This window comes from Streptomyces sp. NPDC090108 (assembly GCF_044747185.1).
Taxonomy (GTDB): domain Bacteria; phylum Actinomycetota; class Actinomycetes; order Streptomycetales; family Streptomycetaceae; genus Streptomyces.
The window spans coordinates 380,161-403,849 of the sequence record NZ_JBIVDQ010000002.1 but is presented as its reverse complement, the minus strand read 5'-3'; the positions used below and the strand labels follow the sequence as shown (position 1 = coordinate 403,849).

Sequence of the window (23,689 nt, the reverse complement as noted above, 5' to 3'; positions counted from 1 at the left end):
CCGTCCAGTCATCCCGCCCCGAGCACCGCGAGCCCGATCACAAGGCGCCCCCCGGCGCACGAACTCGAGTGTGAACTGAGCACACAAAGCGAGCGTATCAGCAAACACGGACACCCATCGCACCTTGTCACCCTTCCGTAACAGGCGGCGCGCGGCGAGTGATCGCCACCGACACTGCGCCAACCTGGATCACTCGTACGACACTTTGACACCCGGCTTCGCCTCCCATAACCCCGTTGACTTAGTTCACAACTCACGGCAGGCTGTCAGTGACGTCACCCAGGAGGAAGGCAAAGGTGCCATGCATATGCAAGTGGTCGAGGTGTCGCCGCAGTTGGCGGCAGACTGGCTCACCCGCAACACCAGCAACCGGCCGCTCAGCAAGAGCACGGTGCAGCACCTGGCCGGTCAGATCCAGCGCGGGGAATGGCAGCTGACGCACCAGGGCATCGCCTTCGACGAGGACGACGTACTCATCGACGGACAGCACCGCCTGGCAGCCATCGTCAAGGCGGGCGTCACCGTGCCCCTGACCGTCACACACGGCGTGCCGCGCACCGCGTTCACCGTGATGGACACGGGCCGCAAGCGCACCGGCCGGGACGCGCTGGCCCTCGCGGGGGAGGCCCACGCAACCCACCTGGCGGCCGCACTGCGCGGACTGCACCTGTACCGCAACTCCCCCAACTCCCCGTGGAGCGGTGGATCGTCGGTCACGAGCAACGACCAACTGCTGCACCTGCTTCGCGAGCACCCCGGTGTCCGCGATGCCCTGCACCACGGCATCGCACTGAACAGGGGGTGCCGTATCACTGTCACGGCCGCGACGATCGGCTGGTACGTCACCAGTGAGGCCCGGCCCGCCATCGACCAATCCGACTGGGAGACGGGGGTCGTCACCGGTGCCCGCCTGGAGCCGGGCGATCCACGTCTGACGTTGCGCAACACCATGCTCAACCTGGCCCTGGGCAACGCGCACCGACGCCGCGACGACTCACGTGAGCACCTGCTCTACTACCTCAAAGCCTGGAACGCCTGGGTCGAGGGCCGCACCATCAAGCTGCTGCGCCGCTCCCCGAACGAAACGATGCCGCGCATCTCGAACCGTTCGTCCCTGACATCAGCGGACAACGGCGCCTGAAGAGGCATAGATTCAACGGACAACTGCCCATGGCGCGCAGGGCGTCGTACATGAACGCCCCTGTCCTGTGCCTCCGTCGGGGGTGCCGTAGCGAAAGGAGGCACATGCGCGCCCAAGAGATCACCTTCCTCAAGCTCGTCCAAGGGGACAAACAGTTCCAGGTGCCGCTCTATCAGCGCACGTACAGCTGGGGGAGGGAGCAGCTTCAGCGGCTGTGGGAGGACATCGGGGAGCTGGTCGATCAGCACCTGGCCGGAGAGCCGGCCGCGCCGCACTTTCTCGGCTCGGTGGTGCTCGCACCCGGTCAGATCCAGGCGGGCGGCGTGCAAAGGTGGCTCGTGGTCGACGGGCAACAGCGGTTGACCACGCTGATGCTGGCCTTCACCGCGCTGCGCGACCACCTGAAGGAGTCGGGGGACGCGCGAGGGGTGGATCGGGTGCACCGCCAGGTACTGGTCAACGAGTTCCACGAAGGCGCGGACCACTATCGGTTGCTGCCCACACAGGCGGACCGGGATGCCTACACCGCCTGCGTCCAGTCACGGGCGGACGCAGGCGGGGGCGACAACATCGGGGCCGCCTACCGGTTCTTCCGCGGTGCCCTCGCCCAGGACCACGAGGCGGGCGACGAGCGGTGGGCCTCAACGGTCGAGACCGTGCTCAAGGACCTGCTCTCCATCGTGGAGATCACCGCCGAGCCCGGTGACAACGTGTACCGGATCTTCGAGTCGATCAACAACACCGGTGTCGGGCTCAGCCAGAGCGACCTACTGCGCAACTACGTGTTCATGCTGCTGCCCAAGCGAGGCGAGCGGATCTACCAGGAACTCTGGCTGCCCATGCAGCAGAGTCTCGGCCCGAAGAACCTCGAACTCCTGGTATGGCTCGACCTGGTGGTACGCGGCCACTACAAGACCAAGCAGAGCGAGATCTACCGCGAGCAACAGAAACGGCTCCAGCCGCTGGCTGGCGACGAGGATGCGTTGCAGCGCGAGATCGAGCAACTGGCCGAGCGGGCAGCGAGGTTCATGCGCGTCGTCGAACCCGCCCGCGAGCAGGCTCCCGCCCTCCGCGCGATCCTGGAGCGTCTGACCTCCTGGGGTGGCCAGACACATTACCCGCTCGCGTTGCACCTGCTGGACCTTCTGGCGGCGGGCAGGACGACGCCCGACGAAGCGGCTCAGGCGCTGGGCTACGTCGAGTCCTACCTGGTACGCCGCCTGATCTGTCAGACGCCCACGACCGGCCTCAACCGCATCTTCATGGAAGCGCCGAAGGAGCTCGAAACCGACCGGCCGGCGGCCGAGGCGGTGCGGCGGTTCCTGTCCGGCCGACGCAGGCGTTGGCCGAGCGACGAGGAACTGAGCGCGGCGGTCCGCGCCAAACCGTTCTACTGGTCCGGACGCCCTTCACAGCGCAGCTACATTCTGCGCCGTCTCGAGGAGAGTTACCGGGCCTCCGAGCCTGTGGACTTCACCAAGGCGTCCCTCAGCGTGGAGCACGTCCTGCCACAACGCCCCGCCGCTGCCTGGTTGGATCTGCTCGCTGAGGAGACCGAGCCGGACCAGACTCCGCAGGAACTGCACGACCTGCTGGTGCACACGCTCGGCAACCTGACACTGACCGGTGACAACGCCAAGCTTTCCAACCACCCGTTCGAACGCAAGCAGCAGATCCTCGACGGCAGTGCCCTGCGCATGAACCTCGAGATCGCCTCGGCACAGCGCTGGGGCAAGGCGCAGATCCTCGAACGGGCCGATCGTCTGGCCGACCGCGCCGCGGAACTGTGGCCCGGTCCGATCGGCGGGGTCAAGCCGACCGGTGAGGAATCACCGGGCTGGGTCGAACTGCGTGCCGCTCTGGTGGCGATGCCGAGCGGCACCTGGACGACGTACGGCGACGTCGCCGAGCTCATCGGCAGCCACCCGGTGCCTGTCGGGGCCTACCTCGGCGCCAACATGGGCGTGATCGGCGCCTACCGGGTACTCACCGTGGAGGGCAGGGTCTCCCCCTCGTTCCGCTGGGCGGACGGCAGTGACCGGCCACCCCCGCAGGAACTGCTGGCGAGCGAGGGAGTGCGCTTCGACTCCCTCGGGCGGGCACACCCCTCCCAGCGCCTGTCCGCCGCCGAGCTGGCCACCCTGCTGGGCCGGGATGTGACGCAGCCGGCGGCGCACGACCCGCTCCCCGACGGGGAAGACACGGCAGCGGCCGAGCGGTTCCGTGCGCAGCTGCGCGACAATTGGCCTGCCGCGTTCGAGGGGGTCGTGGCGGCCCTCGACTTCTGGCGCCGCCAGGGCGGCCACGTGACGTACAGCCGGCACGAGGAGACGAGTTGTTTCCCCATGCTGGACCTCGGAACCAGCCATGGGCCACACCTGATGTGGCCGGTCGGGATCTATCCCGTCAGCGGAACCGTCGAGGTGGTCTTCCAGTACCTCAAGACGCGCAGCCCCTTCGACGACACGGAGCAGCGCCGGGAACTCCTGAACCGGCTGAACAAGATCGACGGAATCGACCTGCCCGAGGCGAAGCTGGAGCTGCGTCCTTCTTTCCCGGTCAGTGTCTTCGCGGAGCACGGCGACGAGATCTGCGAAGTCCTGGACTGGTTCGTCGGGGTGGCTGCGCTGGATCTGGCGCAGCGGAACTGAACGCTTGTCGGGATTTCTCAACGGAGGCATCACTCGTGCAGTTACTGAACGACCTCACGCTGGCCCGGGCCGGCGGAAGGGGCATCGAGAAGAGCGGGACGACATGTTCCGGAGAAATGTCCAGGGCGACCGCCGCTGCGTGGGAGGTACGCGTCCCCGGGCGGCCTTCATTGAAGGTACATGACAATCACTGGATGAACGGCGAGCGCGACCTGGTGCTCCACAAGCCCACGGTCGTCCCCGAGATGCCGTCGGCCCTCTCCAACCTGCACAACCGACTGCGCTCCGGGGTCTGCGCCTCTGCAAGGCATGGCGAACTGCGGATCATGGTGTTCCCCACGTACGTCGACACACATGGCCGGCCGCGGATCAAGAAGTCGCTCACCACCTGGGACCTGGCGAACGTCGTGGGACTGCGCCATCTCAGAGCGCTGACCGATCGGGAGGGTGTCGCTCTGGAGGCCGCGTTCGACCGACCGGATCTGCCTCCTGTGGGCCTGGACGACCCACAGCACGATAAGCCCCTCCAGCACGCCCTGCTCTTTTCCGCCACCGATGACGAGACACCGGTGATCGCCTTCGTCCGCTTCCGAATAGTGCCCGTACTGCGGCACATCGGCTGGCTGCCCTCGGACGACGACTGAGGATGAGAGAGCAGAACCCCAGGGCGCGACCCCCAAGACCGACTTCTCACGCAAGGTCACCCTTGTCGTCTATGGCGATCTGGCCAGCAAGGTCGTGACCGGCGAGCGTCGCACCTACAGCAGTACGCCCGTGGACGCCGAGGCCCAGCGCAGGCGCGGACGGCACGTCTGCGTCGTGGACGCGGACGGCTTCTCGGCACTGCTCAGGGGAAGGCCCGCACCATGCCTGGAGCTGAGAAGAGCGCGCACGGGACGCGTTCGACCCGTCGCGGCCGCTTCACCCGAAGCACGCGTTCTCGGCGGTCCTCGTGAAGACATCTTCGTCGCCGAGGTCAAGAGCCTCACCGGAGCACGCGAGGACCAGCAGATGCGCCTGGGCATCGGACAGATCCTCGACTACGCCCACCAGCTCCGGAGCACCTGCCCAAGCGCTGCGATACGCCCGGTTCTGGTACTGGAGAAATGCCCGTCTGCGGTCCATTGGACCGCACTGGCCGACAGTGTCGGCCTACGACTCACCTGGGCACCCGAATTCGCCGGGATCTGAACGACCGTGATGTCCGCGGGCGTGGCCGGGTTGACCCTCGACCTTGTCGAGGGCTCAGGGTTCCGGATGTGGAGAACGACATGCGCAGCATCGGGGAGATGGCCCGGGACGGCGGACTGAGCGTGAGCGCGCTGCGGTTCTACGACCGGGCCGGTGTACTCGTCCCCGCCTGGGTGGATCCGGTCAGCGGCTACCGCTGGTACGAGCCCGGGCAGCTGGAGGAGGCCCGGTTGCTGGCCCGGCTGCGCCGGGCGGGCATGCCGCTGGCCGACATCCGGCTCGTACTGGCCGGCTGGGCCGGTACCGACACGGACCTGGTGCGCGGTCTGCTTCAGGCGCACCTGCGCCGTCTCGAGCTGGGGCTGTCCGATGCCCGCGTCGAGTTCTCCTCGCTCCGAGCTCTACTCGACCGCAGGGAGACAGACCCCATGACTTCGCTCCACACCGCCGACGCCACCGCCCGGTTGTCCGTCCTCGCACCGGAGCTGGGTGCCGCGCTGGACGCCGTCCGTTTCGCGGCCGGTACCGACGCGGAGCTGCCGATGCTCGGCGGAGTCCTGTTCGACGTCGAGGGCGACGGCCTTCGCCTCGTGGCCACCGACCGCTACCGGATGGCCGTCGCGCAGGCGCCCACGACCGGGCACGGCGGCCCGGGGACCCAGGTCGTCGTGCCTCTTCCGCTCGTCGACTCGATGCGGGCGCTGCTGACGGGTAAGGAGTCCGTCCACTTCGCGGTGGACGGTGACCGCGTGACGCTGGAGACCGGCGACCGGCAGACGTCCGGCCGGAGCATCGGCCACGAGTTCCCCGACTACCGCCGTCTCGTCGACCTCCCGGCCGGTCGCCGGGCCCACGTCGATACGACGGCCTTCCGTGAAGCGCTGGAGACGGGCTCGGTACGGGTGAGCGAGACACGTGAGCAGGACGGCGAGCCTCACGACCTCAGCGTGCTCAGGGTGGCGGAGAACGGCTCTGTGATCGTGTGCGACGACGGTGACGACGACCCGGACAACGTGGCCGTCAACCGCGCGTTCCTGCTGGACGCGCTCGCCGCCGGGGCCCGGGACGAACTGGTCCTGGAACTGGGCGCGCCCACGGCACCGCTCGCGATCCGCCGGCCCGACGACGAAGGCACCTTCTCACTTCTCATGCCGGTCCGGTTGGAGAACTAGGTTCCGTCGGGCGGATCCGGTTCCCGACGGAACCGGATCCGCCCGACGAACGACCGCTGCGGGGCGCACGGTCACCTCAGCCGAACTCCTGCACACCCCTGCCCAATGGGGATGTTGCTGTCTCATACTTCGCAAGTAGGGGCTGGTCCCATATCGCGTCCGGGACCGGGGGGATGGGGGACATTTCATGGCTGACGCACGTCTTCATTGGCTCCGGGAAGCTGTATCCGTCTTCGGTGCCGAATGCAAACGGAACCTGCTGGGGCCGGGCGACCGCGAGGCGGCCATCCGCAGCCCTCTGGAGCAACTGCTCCGTACGATCGCCGCGCACCATGCCCGACCAGAGATCGAATGGTTCCCGGAGACCCGCATCCCGCACCTTGGGGTACGACCCGACTACGCAGTACGCGTCGGCACGGACGTGACCGGATACATCGAGGTGAAGCGACCCGGAAAGAGCGTCGATCCCGACTCCTTCACCGGTCACGACAAGAGGCAGTGGGAACGCCTGCGCGACCTCCCCAACCTGCTCTACACCAACGGCACCCACTGGCGAGTCTTCCAGTACGGCGCGCAGATCGGCGAGGAGGTCGTACTGACGGGGGCATTGAGGAGCGCCAGCGAGAAGCTGACAGCCTTCGACCTCGCCGCCTTCGACGCCTTGGCACAGGCCGTGCTGTGCTGGGACCCGCCGAGGATCCGCCGTGTTTCGGTACTCGTCCAGCACATCGCCCCGCTGTGCCGCCTGCTGCGCGAGGCCGTGCGGGAACAGCTGCGGGCCGAGGCCGGGCTGAACACGGCGGACGCCGCCGCCGACCTCCCTTTCACCGGTCTCAGGGGCGACTGGCGCCGTTACCTCTTCCCGACTGCGGACGATGCGACCTTCGCCGACGGTTACGCCCAGACGGTCACCTTCGCGTTACTGCTCGCCCACACCGAGGCCATCCCTGTCACCGGCACAAGCTTCCACGAGATCGGCCGCCGCCTCAACGCGGGCCACGCCCTGATGGGCAAGGCCCTGCAACTGCTCACCGACAACGTCAACGAGCGGTTCGAGGTGACCTTGAACCTCCTCGCCCGTACCGTCGCGGCCGTCGACTGGGAGACCATCCGGCAGGGCAACCGGGACGCCTACCTCCATCTCTACGAGTCGTTCCTCTCCGTCTACGACGACAGCCTCCGCCAGCGCAGCGGCTCGTACTACACCCCGCACCAGATCGTCGAGGAGATGGTCCGGCTCGCCGAAGAGGTACTGCGCACCCGGCTGGGCAAGGCACTCGGCTACAGCGACGAGAGCGTGCACATCGTCGACCCCGCGATGGGCACCGGCACCTACCTGCACACCGTCATCGAGCGGGTGGCACGGCAGGCGGCCGAACGGTCCGGCGAGGCCATGGCACCCGATGCGATCGGCCGGCTCGCCGAGCGACTGTACGGCTTCGAGCTCCAGATGGGCCCGTTCGCCGTCGCCGAACTACGCGCGGCCGACCTGCTGAAGAAACACGGCGCCGCACTCCCGCCGGGCGGCCTGAACCTCCACGTCACGGACACGCTCGACGACCCCTACGTACAGGAGGAGCAACTCGCCTCGACGTACGCGGCCCTCTCCTTGTCACGCGCCCGCGCCAACCACGTCAAGGCCAACGTCCCTGTCACCGTGGTCATCTCCAATCCGCCGTACGACGACAAGGCGGAGAACCGCGGCGGCTGGATCGAGAAGCGTGTGAAAGGGCAGGGCCGTCCTCCACTGGACGACTTTCGGTACCCGGGCAACGGACGTTACGAGCACGCGCTCAAGAACCTTTACGTCTACTTCTGGCGCTGGGCCACGTGGAAGGTCTTCGACGCACACGCCGACGACCGGCACGGCGTCGTCTGCTTCATCACCCCGTCGGCGTTCGCCACCGGTCCGGCCGGGCGGGGCATGCGGGACTATCTGCGCAGGACGTGCGACGAGGGGTGGATCATCAACCTGTCGCCGGAGGGGCAGCGGTCGGACGTGGCCACCCGCGTGTTCCCGCACGTCGCCCAGCCGTTGTCGATCTGCGTCTTCGTCCGGCGGGCGGATCACGACTCGGAACGTCCCGCGCGCATTCACTACCGGGCTCTCCAGGGCAGACGGGCGGACAAGTTCGCCCAGCTGCGGGAGCTGCGTCTGGATGACGGGGGCTGGCGGGACGCGCATGCGGGTGGGGTGCGGCCGTTCACACCGGCTTCCGCGTCGGGTTGGGACGAATATCCAGCGCTCGACGTGCTCTTCCCATGGGGGAGTCCAGGTAGCAAGGCAAACCGCTCGTGGGTTACTTCACCCTCGGCATCAGTTCTCGTGCGCCGCTGGGCGCTTGTCAACGCCGAGAAGGACCTCGAGGTCAAATCCGTCCTGTTCAAAGAGACACGGGACCGTCGACTCGGCTCACGTCCGGTGCCCCTGCCGGGTTTCCCCCACCCAGATCGAAGCATGGAGCAGGAAAGCGGCACCGAGCCGAAGACCTTTCGGATCGCCATGCGCAGCTTCGATCGCCAATGGGTCATCGCCGACAATCGGGCACTCGATTTCCCCAGGCCTGACCTGTGGGAGTCGTTACAGCCAGGCCAGGTGTTCCTCAACCAGCAGAGCGGCCACGAGATAAGCAGCGGTCCAGCACTGGTGGCGACCGCGCTGTTGCCGGACACGCATCACTTCAACGGCCGGGGCGGGCGAGTACACCCCGTGCTCCATCCAGACGGCAGCGCCAACGTGCCCACCGGACTGCTCCGGTACCTGACCGCGGCCCTCGGCTTGGACAACGAGCTGACCGCGCACGACCTCGCCGCCTATGCCGTGGCGGTCGCCGGACACAGCGCATTCACTGAGCACTTCAGCGAGGAACTGCTCACTCCCGGCGTCCGGCTACCCCTCACCCGCGATCCGGTGCTGTGGGGCGAAGCGGTCGGCGTCGGCCGCGAGTTCCTGTGGGCGGCGACCTACGGCGACGCCGGCGCCGCTCCCGCCGGGCAGGAATCCGGCCGGGAGAGCGTCGCCTTTCCCGCGGGAGACCCACGGCAGGTTCGGTACGAAACGGGAATCGGCGACACTGTGCCGGACATGCTCGGCTACGACGCGGAGACCGGAACCCTGCGGGTAGGTCCGGGGGCCTTCACCGGTGTCCCGCCCGAGGTCTGGAACTACGAAGTCGGCGGGATGAACGTCATCAAGAAGTGGTTCGGCTACCGGAAGGCCTCCCCCACCAGCCGGAAGACGAGCCCGCTCGACGACATCCACGTCACGTCCTGGCCGAGGGAGTGGACCGAGGAACTGATCGACCTGCTGTCCGTCCTTCGACGGCTGGTCGACCTCGCACCCGTGCAGCAAGCGCTCACCACGAAGATCGTGGGCTCGCCGGTCGTCACCGTCACCGACCTCACGTCGGCGGGCGTGCTCCCACCGCAGCCCGGAGCTACCCGCGCACGGCGGCGCGTGGTCCTGGACTTCGGCGAACCGGACGCGTCATGAGTGGTTTGCGCCCGTCTCACCCGTGCGGACGTAGGACTCCGCCTGTTTCAGAGTCCATGTCCCTTCCGCGAGCCGTTTCAGCGCGTGCCCGGCGGAACGGGGCGGCGCCCCCCGGGACACGGTGTCGGCGAAGGACGTCACCGCGCTCAGGCGAGCCGTCAGCTCGTCGCACTCGGCCGCGCGCAGGGCCGCCGCGCCGAGCGGGGTGAGGCGGAGGGCGCCCCGGTCGCCACCGCGCTGTTCGACCAGCCCGGACCACAACAGGGTCGGCAAGGCGTCCCGGACCTCGTCCGTGTCGAGGTCCCGGGCCGCGTAGGACTCCGGCGCCGCCTCGGGAGCCGGGAGGTCACAGAGGTCCAATTCCCGCAACAAGTGTTGCTGGAGCGGCGACAGTTGACCGCTGGGAACAAGCATGCCTCCAGTATTGCGCGCGGCGGGCGTCCCGGCGCCCCGACACAGAGGAGTTGATACGGCGATGCGGAACACTGTGGGCATGCCGGCGGCCAAGGTGGGCTTGATGCCGACCGGGACTCCCGTCCCTGATCGCGGCGACGTGCTCGGGCAAGCGATTCCGTTCGACCGAGCCCGTTGGATACCCCTTCTGCCCAGCGTCGACTGGTGGCCGCCGGAGCTCGATGACTGCCCGACGGTGGCCGGTCGGCAGAGAGTCGACCGCACCACGGTCTTCGGTGTCGCGCGTCGCTCGGACACCGTCGAAGGCCGTCGGCATTTGCTGATCAACGCCCTCGTCTGGGGCACGGGTACCAAGGCCCGTTCGGTCGCGCGTCGCGCCGACATCTTCGCGGCCGCCTCCGCCGGGGACATCGACGCGCACCTGGAGGCAGGGTTGGGCACGCTCCGGGAGGAAGGCCCCGTCGCGGCGTACTACGCCTTCAACAACGACCAGCACATCAAGTACCTGGGCCCGGCGTTCTTCACCAAGGTGATCTACTTCGCCGGTCACGAGCAGGACGAGGGAGCGTGGCGTCCTCTGATCCTGGACCGATTCGTCGCCCTCGCGCTGCGGGCCGCCGACACCGGCGAGATGTGGCCCACAAGCGGTTGGACGACGCCGTGGTACCGCCGGTATCTGTTCCTCACCCACGAGTACGCACAAGGAGCGGGTGTCCTCCCGGACCAGATCGAAGCCGCGTTGTTCGCCCGCGGCAAGCAACTTGCGTGATCTCCAGGAAGTGCCGCGTGCGGTAGTACGCCAAGCTCAGGTGTCCGTCTGATCCACGGAGTCGGACGGGGCGGACGTCGGCAGCGCATCCTCCTTCCGGAGCAGTTCGAACACGCCGATCGCGTCATCGTCCTGCACGAGGTCGGCGTCGCCGTAGTCAAAGTCACCGGTCAGGTCGCCACCCGACTTCTCGATCAAGAAGCGCTCGCGATACGCGTCGCGCGCCGAAACGGCGATCCGATCGATGAGCATGTAGCTCAGCCCCGCACCGACAGCCATGCCGGCGATGGGCACGAGCTGCCCGAGCTTCCTCTTCGGCAGCTGCTGCATGAACTTGGCCGCGAAGGCCTGGGCGATCTTGGTGAGAACCTTCTCGTTCAACTTGGCCCAAGGAGCGTTCCTCACCAGCAACTGGGTGAGTTGAGACAGTTCGGCGTAAGCGGCCGTTTTCGCGGATGTGCCCGTGGACATTCCGAGAGCGATCACGGACATCACGAAGATTTCCTCTTCGGGATCGCTTGGGTCGTAGCCGTAGTAGAGAGCCGTGGCGGAGACCGTTCGAGCGGAGAGGGCAAGCATCATCGCGGTGTCGGCGGCCATCGCCCCGGCTACGGTTCCGAATCCGGGTGCGGCACCCGCACCTGCGCCTGCGATTGTTCCGGCGCTGGCGAGCACCTCGCCGCCTGTCACGGCCGCGGCGGAGCCAAAGCCGGTTGCGGCCGCCGAGAGCGCGTGGCCGTACCGAAGCAGGTTGTGCCTGGTGACCTCATCGACGACGCGCAGGTCGAGTTCACGGATCTCGTCCGCCCTGGCGACGTCATGTCCGGCACGTCGATACTGTTCGATGACACGCTTCTTGCTCACGGTCCGGCTTGCGGTGTCTCCCACAGCCTTGCCGAGACCCCTTGCGGCTCCGCCGTACGCGGCAGCGACTTTGTCGGCGCCCGGGGCGCTCTTCACCTTCTGGCCGAGCGAAGCGAGTCGGTCCCGGGCCGACTGCGGAAGGATCTTCCTCGCTTCCTTGCCGAGGGAGGCCGCCTTTCGCTTCTGGAGTTTGTCCCACTCCTGTTGTTCGTAAGCAGAGAGAATCATGTCATCGCCCCCGGTGTCACAGTGTTGGTGAGTAGTCCCGCATGATCACGGTCGTGAGTCGGCGCCAGTGGACGAGGAGGAACGGCGCTCACTTCGGTCTCTTCTTCGGTGGGGCGTTGCCGACTCCGGGTAGGGGGCGTGCACCCTGCAAGGGGTTCTTCGCCTTCTTCCCCTGCCGCGTCTTCTTCGCTCGCGCCGACTGCTTCGCGGCCGCAGTCTTCTTCGCGTCGGCCGCCTCCTTGGCGCGCCGGCTCTGCCTCGGCTTCCGCGCCGGCTTTTCCGGCCGGCTGTCCAGCCAGCGGCGGGTGGTCACCATCTCGGCGACCAGTTCGCTGCGTTGTGGTTCCGGCAGCCGCGTCAGTGCCTCTTCCGCCCGCGCCATGAGAGCCGCGGCGTACCTGGGCCTGGGGCCGCGTCTGTGCCGTGCGCTGCGCAGGGCGTGACGAATCTCCGTGTCGCGGAGGAGGGGAACACCGACGAGCCCTTTCGGCTCCGGCTTCGGCCGGGCCATGGACTGTCGGACCGGGCCGCCCTGGACATGCACGATGGTCTGGTGCTGAGCGGGCTCCGCACCCTGCTGAGCGGCGAGCTGACCGTCCACGGTGAGCGGCAGCCGCGGCGGAGCCGTGCGGGACGGTACCCCGTGCACGGCGAATGCCCGGTCCGCCTCACGCTGACACCATCGTTTGAGGACCGCCGCTGTCGCGGGGACCCCGCAGCCGACAGCGGCCACCACATCCCCCAGGTAGGGCGGCGGGTCGCTCTCCCCCGTCCTGATCAGCGCCGACAGCAGCGGGCTCCCCTCGCCGCCACCGGCCTGCTCCACGGCGAGCAGCAAGGCGACACGGTCCGGGGTGGACAGACCGAGCAGGTCGCTTCCGGCGGTTCGGGCCAGTGCCTCCCAAGTGGGCCGAGTTCGGAACCTCGCCGCGCTCAGCAGCGCCTCCCTCAGCGCGAGCACCTGCTCCTCGCGGGACCGGCGCACCGGCACTCCGCTGCGCCGGGCTCCCGCCTCGGCGGCGGGGCCGGCACCCGCCCGGCGTCGCGGCCTCACTCCCGGGAGCCGAAGCCCTTCGGAGGTCATCGCACAGACGTCGAGGGGCACCCAGTCGGTGCTGCGCCGAGGATCCTCCGCCCGGAGCCGGATGCGCCGTACCGCACCGTGCGTCTCGAAGCGGAAGCGGAGCAGGTATCCGTACGCGTCGTACAGCTCCTCCATGGTCTCCGGGTGGGCCGTGCCCGGGCCGAACACCCAGTCGAGGGTGGTGGATTCAGGAGCGAGCCGCCTGCGGGCCTGCTGCCACTCGGCGTGCGCGAGCCTGCTGAACTGGAAGCGCACATGCTGCCTGGCTCCACCCACCCGGAAGTCGACGGCGTCTCCGGGGCCGGATCCGAGGTCGCGTGAAGTGGTCCGCCCCTTCAGCCTGTTGCGCCCGGCCCAGGCGGCGAGGTCGTCCTTGATGAACAGGTGGTCGGCGCTGGCCGCGCCGGTGGCCGTACGGTGGCAGGAGGTGTGGGGCCGGTGGGCGAAGTGGCAGACCTTGTCGCGATACAAGCGGTCCGACAGCTCGTTGCCGCAACCACCGAGCTGGGTGCCGCACCAGTAGGTGTAGGCGGGATGGCGTCGGCGCCACCGGGTCAGTTCCTCCGCGTCTGTCGGCAGGATGATCGCGCGTCCGGAGTTCCGGCCTCCGATCACCGCGGTCTGCACGAGTCTGCCGTCCGAGCCGTTCATTCATTTCCCCCCGGCCACGCGCATCTGCCCGCCGAGGAGGCGGGCGGCAGTTGGCCGCCATCAGTATGAAACCCATGCACTCAGTTCACAAGAGGAACATGGCCACTTCACGCATTCGCGCGCCGCGCCGCCGCCGGTGGCGTAGGTTCGGCGGTCGTCGGGATCCGCGGTCGGGAGGGCACATGCAGAAGGGCACGCTGAAGTACGAGCAGGCTCTGGACGCCGTGGTCGAGATCCTGCGGTCGCGGGCACGCCAGGGCGCGGCACCGATTCAGTACGGCGACCTGAGCAGCGAGCTCGCACGGCTCGGTCATCACGTCCCCGCCCACGAGGGGCCCATGCCCTACCTGTTGGAGGATGCCTCGGTCCGGGAGAGCCCGGACGGGTCGCTGCCTCTGTTGTCGGCACTCGTGGTGCTGAAGGACAGCGGCTGGCCGTCCGGCGGCTTCTTCAAGCCGGCCCGGCGCGCACCGTACAAGCGGCCGGGCGACGACGTGCTGCTGTGGACGCTGGAGATCCAGAAGCCGGCGGAGCACTACGGCGGTCGTTGACGGTCCTTCCCCTCGTCGGCGTTGCGGCGGCTGTCGCCGGGCGGCCTGTCCCTGACGAGGGTGGCCGGTCTCACGAGCCCGTGGTGCGGAGCCGTACCTCCGCCCAGACCGTCTTCGTGTACGCGTCGCGGACCGTGCGTCCCCAGCGGTCGGCGTAGGCCTCGACGAGGAGCAGTCCGCGGCCCGAGGTCTCGTCGGGGGGCCGCGGGGTCGCGGGCGCTGGCAGGCGTTCGGGGCGGGTGTCGGTCACCTCGACGCGGAAGCGGTCCGGCAGGAGGTGCAGCGTCAGCCGGAAGTCGCGGCCGGGGAGGCTGCCGTGGCGGACCGCGTTCGACGCCAGCTCGGCGGTGACGAGGGCGACGGCCCGGGCGGGGTCGGAGTCGTACGGGGTGCCTGTCCACTCGGTGAACTGCTGGACGGCGAGCCGGCGGCCGAGGCGGGCGCCGCGCCGGGTACTGCTGAAGCGCAGGGTGAGTTGGCGGGTGGGGGGCGAGAGGCGCCTGCGCCTCTTCCGTGCGGTGATGGTGGGTCACGGTGTCAGCGTGGCGGGGTGGGTGGTCCGCTGACCAGGTACGACGGCCGTACGTCGGGCTCGTCGTACGGGGTGGGAGGGCGGCCGTCGACCTGGTTGTACGGGGCTTGTACGGGCGTTGTACGGGTCCGGCGCGTGTCCCGGTTCCCGCGCATCGCGTTGGACATGGACCGGTGGCGAGCTGCGGCCGTGGCGGGGCGCGGAGCGGGATGGGAAGGGCGTGGGACTGTGAGGACGGTACGGGACGCACGGGAGACGCGGACGGGGCGGGGCGCGAAGGCGAAGGACGAGGGGCCCGATGTGCCGGGCGTGTGGTCGGCGTACGGGGTGTTGTTGCAGTACCTGCGCAAGCGTGCCGGGTTGAACCAGCAGCAACTCGGTGACGCGATCGGCTACTCGCTGGAGCAGGTCGCCTCGGTGGAGCAGGGGCGGCGGCCGGCGAAGGCGGCGTTCACGGCGGCGGCGGAGGAGGTGCTGGAGGCGGGTGGGGTGCTGGAGGCGCTCCAGGGGGAGGTGGATCGGGCGAAGTTGCCGAGGTTTTTCAGGAACTTCGCGCTGATCGAGGCGGAGGTGGTGAGCCGGTTCTCTTACGATCCGCTGCTCGTTCCCGGGTTGTTGCAGACGGAGGCGTACGCGCGGGCCCTGTTCGCCGGGCACTGTCCGCCGCTGAGTGAGGAGATCATCGAGCAGCACACGGAGGCACGTATGAGTCGCCAGAAGCTGCTGACTCGGGTGCCGCTCGCGGAGTTGTCCTTCATCATCGCGGAGGAGGCGCTGCGGAATCCGGTGGGCGACACGGAGGTCATGCGCGGACAGTGGCAACGCCTATTGGAGGTGGGTGCGTTGCGGAACCTGGAGGTGCAGGTCATGCCTGCCGCGTGCGGGTTTCACTCCGGTCTGAACGGCGCGTTCGTGGTGCTGGAGACCAAGGAGCACCAGCACCTCGGCTACATCGAGTCTCAGGAAGTCGGGTGTGTCGTGCATGATCCCGCAGAGGTCAGCGCCTTCGGGTTGCGGTATGGCAAGCTGCGATCGCAGGCTTTGAACGGCGTCGAGTCCGCACGGCTCATCGAACGGTTGGTGGGAGAGACATGAGCGTGGAGCAGGTATCCGAGAACGTGAGCGGGCTGCACTGGTTCAAGAGCAGCTACAGCGGATCGGGCGGCGGCGACTGCATGGAAGTAGCCGCCGGCCTGGACGCCGTGTACGTGCGTGACTCGAAGGTCGTGGGTGACGGGCCGATGCTGCGGGTCGGGCGGGGCGAGTGGGCGACGTTCGTAAGGCTCACGGTGGAGTAGGGCCGAGCACGGCTTCCGAGCGGAACAACGGGCTCGTTCACGTCACTTGAGGTGACGTGAACGAGCCCGTTGTCATACCGACGGCTCAGAACAGGGCGCCCTCAGCGCCCTCACCGAAATCCGCCCCACCCCGCGCGGCAAGCTGCTCCTTTCGCTTCCGGACGGCTTCGGGCGACGGCGGAGGCAGGTCGGGGTGCTTCTCTCGCGCCTTCTTCTCCGTCACACCCTTGTGCAGCCCGAGGTGCACCTCGTCGGCGTAAGCCTGGTGGTTCAGCTGGCGCAGGCGGTCGATGATCTCGGTTCGGGCGAGGAGGCCGATGGTGTAGCGGGTGCCTTGGTCAGTCTCGTGGAAGCCGTGGTCGAGGGGGAACGTCTCATGGGTGGGATCGGCGGGAGGGGTCTGCCCGGAATCGTCGAGGAGGTCATGCCAGCCGTATGCCTCAACAGCGGCCTTATCAATCTCCTCGTGGAGTCGACGAAGTTCCGTGATTTCCTTGTCCTCGCAACCGGGGTTGTGCACCAGGTTGTAAGTGGCCGTGAGACCCATGTTCCGCGCGAGCATCAAATCACGGCGGAAGGTGTCGAGTTTTACCCCTGCTACTCGTAGCCTCTCACTGAGCGACGGGCGAACGAGGGTCTCGAAAACATCAGTGGGGGTATACCGCAGATCCCCCTTCATCGTCGATGACCTATCGAGGGCCCACCAATAGTGCAACGAGCTGGATAGAAATGCCAGAAATCCAGGGTCATCCGATGCGAAGACAACAGTCATCTCGCTGAAAATGGGGCCCGTCGACACCATGACAGGCATAGCCGCCTTGCTCACCCTGGCACAAACAATACACTTACTCAAACCCTCAATGGCGGCGTACAAGTTCGGGCGATGAGCAGCGAATCTCCACCAGTACTCACGGTAGCTCTTGATTGGATCACCGTCACGCTGAGGCTTCACCCTTTTCTTCACTTGTCCGAGAAGCTCAGGGTATTCCATCGCCCTCTCAAGAGGCCAATCCCAAAAGGAGATAATCGAACGACTGGCAGACATATCGCTGCGCCCATTCAAATCCTGTCCGTTCAGGTAGGGCCGCAATACTTCAGCATTTCTCGCATTCGCGAGAACCCATTGACGCGCCTCCTCTGGAGGCATCGTGAAACCTGTACCCAGGACGTTGGAGCCCTGAAATACCATAGACTTATTAGACACGAGCCGTCCAACTGGGGCAGAAAATCGAGTGTCAGGGTTCAGAGAAGCAGTGATCCCATGAACCGGAAGGCCATTAAGGTAGCACTTGGCGTCAGGGGCAACGGCCCTATTCAACCACACCGCGCAATACTCGAGCACTGCGGACTTCGATGGCCAAGCCTCGCTTTTGACTGCACGCCTAATCTGAACCCCATCTGCCACCAACTGCGCAAGGCCAACTTCCCGCGAATCCCCTTGCGCCAGGGTATTGGTCGCAATGATCGCCTCTTGACCCTCATCATTGAGCAATGAATTCACGCGCAGCAGAAAATAGGACGCCATATCTGCAGTACCCCGGATTCCCCGGACGCCTCGCCCCACCTGCTCTACCAGGTAATCCCTATACGCCTCACCGAACGCGGTCTTGAGCTTGAGTCCACCCAGAAAGGGAGGGTTCCCCACAATCGCGTCGAACCCACCCATCCGTGAAAACACTTCCGGAAACACCAAAGGCCAATGCACCGGCCGTCGCTCCAACGCCCCCTCCGGCAGCTCCGCCGCCAGCCACTCCTCCGCCGTAGCCCGAGCCGCACGCACCACCTCGGAGTCGTCCTCGACCCCGTCCTCCATGATCCGCTGGACGATCCACGCAGCCCGCGGGAACAGGTCCCGGACCCGCTCCCCGCCCTCCTCCTCGTACCAAGGCACCCGCCCCGAAGCACAAGTAGCCAGCGCCGCCCCCGCGATCAGGTCGCCAACCAGCCGCAGCCGCCGCGAGTGCCGGTTGACCTCCTCCAGCCGCTCCCGCTTCTCCTGGAGCGCCGGCAGGTCAACCCCCTTGATGGCCGTGATCGCCAGCCGCTCCCGCGTCAGCTGGTCCACCAACTGCCGGGCCTGCTCGGCCAGGACGTCGGTCTGCCCGGTCGGCTTCATGTGCACGGACTGGATCTGCTCCATGTCGTGCACACCCAGCAGCGAGTCCCCCGCCACCAACCGGTCGTCCAGGAACGTGAACGGCCGGCCCGGGTCCATCGACACCAGCCACAGCGACAGCTTGGCCATCTCCACGGCCATCGGGTTGATGTCGACGCCGTACAGGCAGTGCTCGATGATCTGGCGTCGCGCCTCGACCACGACCGGGTCCTGCTCCGCGTCCGCCGCTGTCACCGCGTCCACGGCCCGGCCCGCGCGGTAGGCCATCGCGTCCGCGCGGCCCTCGGACTCCCACGCCTCGATCAGGCGGTCGCCCAGGTAACGGCAGGCCGCCACCAGGAACGCCGCCGAGCCCATCGCGATGTCCGCGACCTTCAGGTCGAGGATCCGGTCGGCCGGCTTCAGGCGCCACTCCCCCGTGTCCGCGGTCTGGAGCGGGCCGGACTCGTACACCAGCGGTTCCAGCGCGTGCAGGACGACCTCCTCCGCAAGGAAGCGGGGCGTGTAGTGCGTGCCCGTGTTCTTCCTCAGGGACGACTCCGTGACGTACAGCGCGCCGTTGGGGATGACCGTCGGCAGGCCGCGCAGGTCGTCGCGGAGGATGCCGGCGAAGGGCAGGAGCCGTTCCGTCAGCGCCGGGTCCTTCGTCACCGCGTTCAGGCGGCGACGGGCTTCCGCCGCGCCCTCCGTGCTCAGGGGAGCGAGCTTCTTCTCCAACTGGCCGGCCGTCGCCGGGGGCTTGGGGTCCTTCCACTTCTCAAAGACCGACTTCGCGAGGGTCTTCACGGAGCCGCCGGCCTTCGCCGCCAGCGTCTCCAAGTCCCTCAGCGCCACCTCGTGTTCCAGACCCTCGGGACCGATCAGACCCACCATGTGCTCGGTGGCCCGGCGGCCGTCGAACGACAGCAGGCCCTCGTACACGTAGCCGATCTGCTCGACGTCCAGCGCGCGGAAGCTGAGCGTGCGGACCTCGCGGTCCTTGCCCTTGCCGACGCGGACTTCCTGGACGGCCTGGAGCATGTGCAGGACGGTGCGGTCGTCGATGGGGAGGAGCGGGGTGGTGCGCTCCAGCCACGGGTACTTGTCGGGGTCGAAGATCGAGCCGTCGTACGCCGGAAGGTGGAAGCCGGAGCCCGGGTGGTCCACTCCCCCGTGCACGGCGTGGAAGAGGGCGATCAGGCGGTGCCATGCCGACGTCGTGTGCTCCAGTGACGTCTCGCCCTCCTCGTCCGCCCGCGCCTTCAGCTCGTCGCGCAGGAAGCGGGCAGAGTAAGAGCGGGCGTACACCTCGTTGTCCGCTGGAAGCAGGCCTCGCTCCTCCGCGAACAGCAGGAAGACGACGCGCATCATCACCGCCACCGCGCCCCGGTACACCTCCCCCGCACTCACGCCCGACGCGTGCAGACCCGGCGCCCCGTGCTCCACCGCCCGCACGTCCGCGCGCCCTATGGCGTCCACCAGCAACTCGACCGCCTGGCGGACCTGGATGCCCAGCGCTTCGGTGACATCCTCGCCCGCCGCGAGGCCGGCCTTGAGCAGGCCGACGAGGGTCTCGGCGTCGTCGTATTCGAAGAAGCGGCGGCGGCGCAGCAGCGAGACGAAGGCCCGTACGACGTTCCGCTCGGCGGCCTCGTTCCAGCCGATGGTGTCGAAGACGGCCGTGGTCGTGACGCCGCCCAGCGGGGCCCAGACCAGGCACCACCAGCGGCCGTCGGTGACCAGGCCGAGCGGTACTCCGTGGTGGCGCAGGAGGCGGGCCAGGCGGTCGGCGGGGGCCGCCGACCAGTCGCCGCCACCGCCGACGCGGGCCGTGGGCGCCGTGCCCGCGGGCACCGTCATGCCCAGCAGGCGTACCCGCTTCGCCGCCGACTCGACGTCCGGCTCGGCCGCCAGGTCGGCCCCCGGTTCCACCAGCGCGAAGTCGGGGCGCACCTCTGTGTTGTGCTCCGCGACGCGCAGAGTGAGGCGGTCGAGGCCGTGGTGCTCCGCCTCGCCCTGGCGGAACGCCAGCGCGTCACCCCAGCCCAGCAGGCGGCCCAGCAGGTAGGCCACCCACTCATCGCGGCCGGCCGTCGTGTCCGTCTGCCAGTCGGCGTGGCGGGCGCGGAGGCGGGCGCGTTCGTCCTTCTCCAGCGTGTCGAGCTGCGGCCAGGCGCGCAGCAGGACGGGCATGGTCAGGAACGGGCCGGAGACCTCGGTGAGGTCGAGCCACTCCTGGTGCTGCCTGCGGCCGTCGGCGGCCTGGGCCTTGGCGGCGGCTACTCCGGAGCTCACGGGGCGGCGGGGGCTCATCGGCGGGCTTCCTTTGCGGGGATCACGAAGACGACGGCGGCGGGGAAGAGGTGGGAACGGGGCTCGCGGTAGCGGGCGGCGATGGCGGCGAGTTCGCGCGCCCGTTCCGCGGGGAGGCCCTTGAGGCGATCGTCCCAGCGGCGGCGGTCGTCCTCGAACTGGCGGCGCTCGTGGCCGGTCAGCTCGTGGGTGGACAGCAGCGCGAGCTGTTCGCCCTCTCCGTCGCCCTCCTCCTTGAGCTTGGCGCGCAGGGTGGCCTCGAAGCGGTCAAGGGTCGCGGCGATCCGGTGCTCCTCCTCCGCCCGGCGGTCCGCGAGCCTGCTCTCCAGCTGGCGGCCGAGTTCACCTGCGCGGGCCTCCAGGGACCGGAACAGCGGGTCGCGGAGTCGCGGCCAGGCCTCGGTGAGCTCCCTGCGCAGGTGGGGGGCGGCCTCGATGCCGTCCGTGAGGGCCTGGGAGAGGACCCGCCCCTGTTCGTTCACCGACTCCCAGCGACGGAAGCGGCCTGTGTCGCCGAACCAGCCGCCCGCGTACAGCACTTCCTCGTGCAGACGGGTGCCGTCGGTGCCGACGAGGACGTACCGGGCGTACGCGGAGACGAGGGTCGTGGTCACGGCCGGGTCGTCGGAGACGACGGCGGTGACGCGGTGCAGGCCGATCAGGTCCGCGTTCCAGACGGCCGCCGTCAGCAGGCGCGTGGAGAGGGCCACGAGCGGGTGCTTGAGGTGGGCGAGAACCACGTCGTCCCTGCCCTGGGCGGCGACCGCCGGGGAGAAGGTGAGCGGGCGCTGCTCGCCCTCGCGGAGCTTGTGGGCGAGGCCGCGGGTGGCCCGTTCCCAACTGCCGGACAGGGGCTGTACGTCGAAGAGGTCGCCCGGCTCGAAGTCCTCCGCCCGGAGTGTGGACGGCAGCAGGGGCGGCTGGTTGTCCAGCGCGAGGGCGGTGTCCACGACGCGCTTGACGTTACCCGGGGTGAGGCCGAGCGCAGTCACCGTCTCGTCGTACTGGTCGGCGAGCCGTTTCGTCTGCGCGGTGACGTTCTGCTCGGGGGCGACCTCACCGCCCGTGCGACGGCCCTTGATCGGCCTGGGCTTGGCGTTCTCGATGTCGACGGGGGCGGTGTCGCCGGTCATCCGGCGTTGGACGGCGTCGGCGAGGACGGCGTTGACGGAGCCGAGGTCCTGCTCCATACGGGCGACCTTCTTCGCGACCCGGGACAGGAACTCCAGGTCGGCCTCGTAGGAGCCGGCCTGCGCCTGCTGCCAGCCGGAGCCGATGAAGTGGGTGATCTCCGGGTCGTGCTTCTGGCCCCAGCGGTCGACGCGGCCGATGCGCTGTTCGAGCTTGTTGGGGTTGAAGGGGATGTCGTAGTTGATCAGGCGGTGGCAGTGGTTCTGGAGGTCGATGCCCTCGCCGGCGGCGTCGGTGGCCAGCAGGATGCGGACCTTGCCCTCCGCGCGGGACGGCTCGGTCTGGAAGCCGAGGCGGATACGCTCACGCTCCTCGGCGGACAGGCCGCCGTGCAGGCGCTCGACGCGGCCCCCGACGGTGAGTTCCTCCTGCTGGAGAAGGTCGTGGAGCCACTTCTGGGTGTCGCGGTACTCGGTGAAGACCACGACCCGTTCGTTGGTCCACTTCTTTCCGTCCGGGCGGCAGATCGCCTTGAGTTCGGCGATCAGCGCCTCGGCCTTGGAGTCGGGCGCGGCCTCGTGCGTGAGAGCCCAGCGCTCCATCTCCTGGAGCAGGTCCAGTTCCTGGCCGTCCTCCGCCGGGGTGAGCGAGGTGGAGCGGGTCAGGGCGTCGTCCTCGGCGTCGACCAGGCCCGTGTCGTCGAGGTCGGCGACGAGGTCGGCGAACTCCTCCAGCCACTCCGGGACTTCGGCGGCCGCCGAGCGTGTGCGCGCGGGGCCGCCGGTGTCCTCCAGGTGGGAGAGGTAGACCTGGACGGTGTGCAGGAACGCCGCCGGGGAGGAGAACAGGCGCTTCTTCAGCAGCAGGGTCACCAGGTCGGCGGCGCGGCGGCCGCCGCGGGCCTTGGGGGTGAGCTTCTTGCGGCGCAGTTCCGCGAACGAGCCGAGCAGCTCGTGGATCGCCCGCTCCTGCCGTGTGTAGTCGACGGAGAGCTCGCGTGTGACGCGGGTGCGGAAGCGGGGCGTGCCGTCGGCGTTGGTGACGGTCGACTTCAGACGTCGTACGACGGTGTCCTTGAGCGCTTCCTTGTCGGGGTCGACGCCGCGTGCGAAGCGCTGGTCGTCGATGAGTTCGAGGAGCGCCGTGTACGACTCGGGATAGCCGTTGTGCGGGGTGGCGGAGAGGAAGAGGCGGTGCTCGAAGTGCGGGACGAGGCGGCGGATCAGCTTGGTCTGCTGGGAGTCGACCGCGTACACCTGCTTGGGCGCGGCCGGTGCGACATGGTGTGCCTCGTCGAGGACGAGCAGGTCGAAGAAGCGCTTGTGCTCGCCGTCGGGGCTCTCCTCCGGCGCGCCGATGACCTCGTCGAGGAGGCGCTGGGCCTTCTGGCCGCGCAGCCAGGGCAGGGAGACGATCGTCAGCGGGTGGACGCGGAAGGGGTTGGCGGCGGTGCCGTGGGTGCGGCGCAGGCGGGCGCAGTGCTCGGAGTCGACGATGGTGAACTCCAGGCCGAACTTCTCGGCCATCTCGTCGCGCCACTTGAGGGTGAGACCGGCCGGGCAGACGACCATGGTGCGGCGGGCCCGGCCGCGCAGCATGAGTTCCTGCACGACCAGGCCGGCCTCGATGGTCTTGCCGAGGCCGACGTCGTCGGCGAGGAGCAGATTGACGCGAGGCGCGCCGACCGCCCGGGAGACCGGCTCCAGCTGGTACGGCTCCACGGCGACGCCGGAGCGGAACGGGGCCTGGAGGGTCCGGGCGTCGGCGGAGGCGACGGCGGACCAGCGGACGGCGTCGAGGAACGCGGCGAGGCGGTTCGGGGAGTCGTAGGAGCCCGTGGAGGCGTCGGGCAGGGAGCCGGCGGGCAGGACGCGGCGTCCGGGCTCGACCTCCCAGATCACGGACAGGGTGTCGCCGAAGCGGCCGTCGGCGACGGACTGGAGGTGGATCAGGGTCGCGGGGTGCCGGTTCCCCTCACCGTCCGAGGCGGCCGAGGACGGCTCGACGCGGGCGACGACCCAGGACTGGCCGCGCACCTCGACCAGATTCCCTTCCTCGGGGAGCGGCTGCGCCCCCGTCCGCTCGGTCTCGCGCTGAGCTGCTGGCGTCAT

At 68.5% G+C, this 23,689-nt stretch carries 16 protein-coding genes; 10 read left to right on the top strand and 6 right to left on the bottom strand.

All coding sequences use genetic code 11. The features are described from left to right. Positions 1-301: 301 nt before the first annotated feature. The 6 genes from ACIPRD_RS07065 to ACIPRD_RS07040 all read left to right on the top strand — a co-directional run bounded on the left by ACIPRD_RS07065 (position 302) and on the right by ACIPRD_RS07040 (position 9,648). Positions 302-1,141 carry a hypothetical protein gene (locus ACIPRD_RS07065; protein WP_401560701.1) on the top strand — a complete coding sequence of 280 codons (840 nt, stop codon included), beginning with the start codon at positions 302-304 and terminating at the stop codon, positions 1,139-1,141. A gap of 104 nt (positions 1,142-1,245) precedes the next feature. Next, a complete protein-coding gene (locus ACIPRD_RS07060) occupies positions 1,246-3,792 on the top strand; it encodes a DUF262 domain-containing protein (protein WP_401560698.1) in 2,547 nt (848 codons plus the stop codon). Positions 3,793-3,986: 194 nt separating this feature from the next. After that, positions 3,987-4,436, top strand: coding sequence for a hypothetical protein (locus tag ACIPRD_RS07055; RefSeq protein ID WP_401560695.1), 450 nt, complete (start codon positions 3,987-3,989; stop codon positions 4,434-4,436). 130 nt (positions 4,437-4,566) lie between these two features. Continuing rightward, positions 4,567-4,983 (top strand): hypothetical protein, encoded by a 417-nt coding sequence (locus ACIPRD_RS07050; protein WP_401560692.1) that lies wholly within the window; start codon positions 4,567-4,569, stop codon positions 4,981-4,983. Positions 4,984-5,063: 80 nt separating this feature from the next. After that, positions 5,064-6,155 carry a MerR family transcriptional regulator gene (locus tag ACIPRD_RS07045; RefSeq protein WP_401560689.1) on the top strand — a complete coding sequence of 364 codons (1,092 nt, stop codon included), beginning with the start codon at positions 5,064-5,066 and terminating at the stop codon, positions 6,153-6,155. Between the two features lie 187 nt (positions 6,156-6,342). Then, a complete protein-coding gene (locus ACIPRD_RS07040; RefSeq protein WP_401560686.1) occupies positions 6,343-9,648 on the top strand; it encodes a type ISP restriction/modification enzyme in 3,306 nt (1,101 codons plus the stop codon). Here the strand turns inward: ACIPRD_RS07040 and ACIPRD_RS07035 are convergent. Continuing rightward, entirely contained in the window at positions 9,643-10,062 is a 420-nt protein-coding gene (locus tag ACIPRD_RS07035; protein ID WP_401560684.1) for a hypothetical protein, read from the bottom strand. The genes ACIPRD_RS07040 and ACIPRD_RS07035 overlap by 6 nt on opposite strands. A gap of 79 nt (positions 10,063-10,141) precedes the next feature. On the opposite strand from ACIPRD_RS07035, the gene ACIPRD_RS07030 reads away from it, so the two are divergent. Then, positions 10,142-10,831, top strand: a complete 690-nt coding sequence (locus ACIPRD_RS07030) for a hypothetical protein (protein ID WP_401560681.1) — start codon at positions 10,142-10,144, stop codon at positions 10,829-10,831. 36 nt (positions 10,832-10,867) lie between these two features. Here ACIPRD_RS07030 and ACIPRD_RS07025 read toward each other — a convergent pair whose 3' ends face one another. Together ACIPRD_RS07025 and ACIPRD_RS07020 are read right to left on the bottom strand one after the other, a co-directional pair. Further along, complete coding sequence (locus ACIPRD_RS07025) at positions 10,868-11,923, bottom strand: EcsC family protein (RefSeq protein WP_401560678.1); 1,056 nt, start codon at positions 11,921-11,923, stop codon at positions 10,868-10,870. Between the two features lie 88 nt (positions 11,924-12,011). Then, complete coding sequence (locus ACIPRD_RS07020) at positions 12,012-13,658, bottom strand: hypothetical protein (protein WP_401560675.1); 1,647 nt, start codon at positions 13,656-13,658, stop codon at positions 12,012-12,014. A gap of 182 nt (positions 13,659-13,840) precedes the next feature. Between ACIPRD_RS07020 and ACIPRD_RS07015 the strand changes: the two genes are divergently transcribed. Next, entirely contained in the window at positions 13,841-14,209 is a 369-nt protein-coding gene (locus ACIPRD_RS07015; RefSeq protein ID WP_401560673.1) for a hypothetical protein, read from the top strand. Positions 14,210-14,279: 70 nt separating this feature from the next. On the opposite strand, the gene ACIPRD_RS07010 is transcribed toward ACIPRD_RS07015, so the two are convergent. Next, complete coding sequence (locus ACIPRD_RS07010) at positions 14,280-14,678, bottom strand: ATP-binding protein (protein WP_401561865.1); 399 nt, start codon at positions 14,676-14,678, stop codon at positions 14,280-14,282. A 291-nt stretch (positions 14,679-14,969) separates the two neighbouring features. On the opposite strand from ACIPRD_RS07010, the gene ACIPRD_RS07005 reads away from it, so the two are divergent. Then, complete coding sequence (locus ACIPRD_RS07005) at positions 14,970-15,836, top strand: Scr1 family TA system antitoxin-like transcriptional regulator (RefSeq protein WP_401560671.1); 867 nt, start codon at positions 14,970-14,972, stop codon at positions 15,834-15,836. Then, the gene (locus tag ACIPRD_RS07000; protein ID WP_401560668.1) at positions 15,833-16,039 is read left to right on the top strand and encodes a DUF397 domain-containing protein; all 207 of its coding nucleotides are present in this window, start codon (positions 15,833-15,835) and stop codon (positions 16,037-16,039) included. Before ACIPRD_RS07005 ends, ACIPRD_RS07000 begins: the two co-directional genes overlap by 4 nt. Before the next feature lie 85 nt (positions 16,040-16,124). Here ACIPRD_RS07000 and ACIPRD_RS06995 read toward each other — a convergent pair whose 3' ends face one another. Continuing rightward, positions 16,125-20,447 (bottom strand): Eco57I restriction-modification methylase domain-containing protein, encoded by a 4,323-nt coding sequence (locus tag ACIPRD_RS06995; RefSeq protein ID WP_401560665.1) that lies wholly within the window; start codon positions 20,445-20,447, stop codon positions 16,125-16,127. Then, complete coding sequence (drmD, locus tag ACIPRD_RS06990) at positions 20,444-23,689, bottom strand: DISARM system SNF2-like helicase DrmD (RefSeq protein ID WP_401560662.1); 3,246 nt, start codon at positions 23,687-23,689, stop codon at positions 20,444-20,446. The genes ACIPRD_RS06995 and drmD overlap by 4 nt, the downstream gene beginning before the upstream one ends.

What these genes read in the sequence shown, in the direction of transcription:
- ACIPRD_RS07035 (WP_401560684.1), bottom strand. Translation starts at nt 10,062, where the DNA reads ATGCTTGTTCCCAGCGGTCAACTGTCGCCGCTCCAGCAACACTTGTTG.
- ACIPRD_RS07060 (WP_401560698.1), top strand. Translation starts at nt 1,246, where the DNA reads ATGCGCGCCCAAGAGATCACCTTCCTCAAGCTCGTCCAAGGGGACAAA.
- ACIPRD_RS07000 (WP_401560668.1), top strand. Translation starts at nt 15,833, where the DNA reads ATGAGCGTGGAGCAGGTATCCGAGAACGTGAGCGGGCTGCACTGGTTC.
- ACIPRD_RS07040 (WP_401560686.1), top strand. Translation starts at nt 6,343, where the DNA reads ATGGCTGACGCACGTCTTCATTGGCTCCGGGAAGCTGTATCCGTCTTC.
- ACIPRD_RS06995 (WP_401560665.1), bottom strand. Translation starts at nt 20,447, where the DNA reads ATGAGCCCCCGCCGCCCCGTGAGCTCCGGAGTAGCCGCCGCCAAGGCC.
- ACIPRD_RS07020 (WP_401560675.1), bottom strand. Translation starts at nt 13,658, where the DNA reads ATGAACGGCTCGGACGGCAGACTCGTGCAGACCGCGGTGATCGGAGGC.
- ACIPRD_RS07015 (WP_401560673.1), top strand. Translation starts at nt 13,841, where the DNA reads ATGCAGAAGGGCACGCTGAAGTACGAGCAGGCTCTGGACGCCGTGGTC.
- ACIPRD_RS07065 (WP_401560701.1), top strand. Translation starts at nt 302, where the DNA reads ATGCATATGCAAGTGGTCGAGGTGTCGCCGCAGTTGGCGGCAGACTGG.
- ACIPRD_RS07045 (WP_401560689.1), top strand. Translation starts at nt 5,064, where the DNA reads ATGCGCAGCATCGGGGAGATGGCCCGGGACGGCGGACTGAGCGTGAGC.
- drmD (WP_401560662.1), bottom strand. Translation starts at nt 23,689, where the DNA reads ATGACGCCAGCAGCTCAGCGCGAGACCGAGCGGACGGGGGCGCAGCCG.
- ACIPRD_RS07055 (WP_401560695.1), top strand. Translation starts at nt 3,987, where the DNA reads ATGAACGGCGAGCGCGACCTGGTGCTCCACAAGCCCACGGTCGTCCCC.
- ACIPRD_RS07030 (WP_401560681.1), top strand. Translation starts at nt 10,142, where the DNA reads ATGCCGGCGGCCAAGGTGGGCTTGATGCCGACCGGGACTCCCGTCCCT.
- ACIPRD_RS07025 (WP_401560678.1), bottom strand. Translation starts at nt 11,923, where the DNA reads ATGATTCTCTCTGCTTACGAACAACAGGAGTGGGACAAACTCCAGAAG.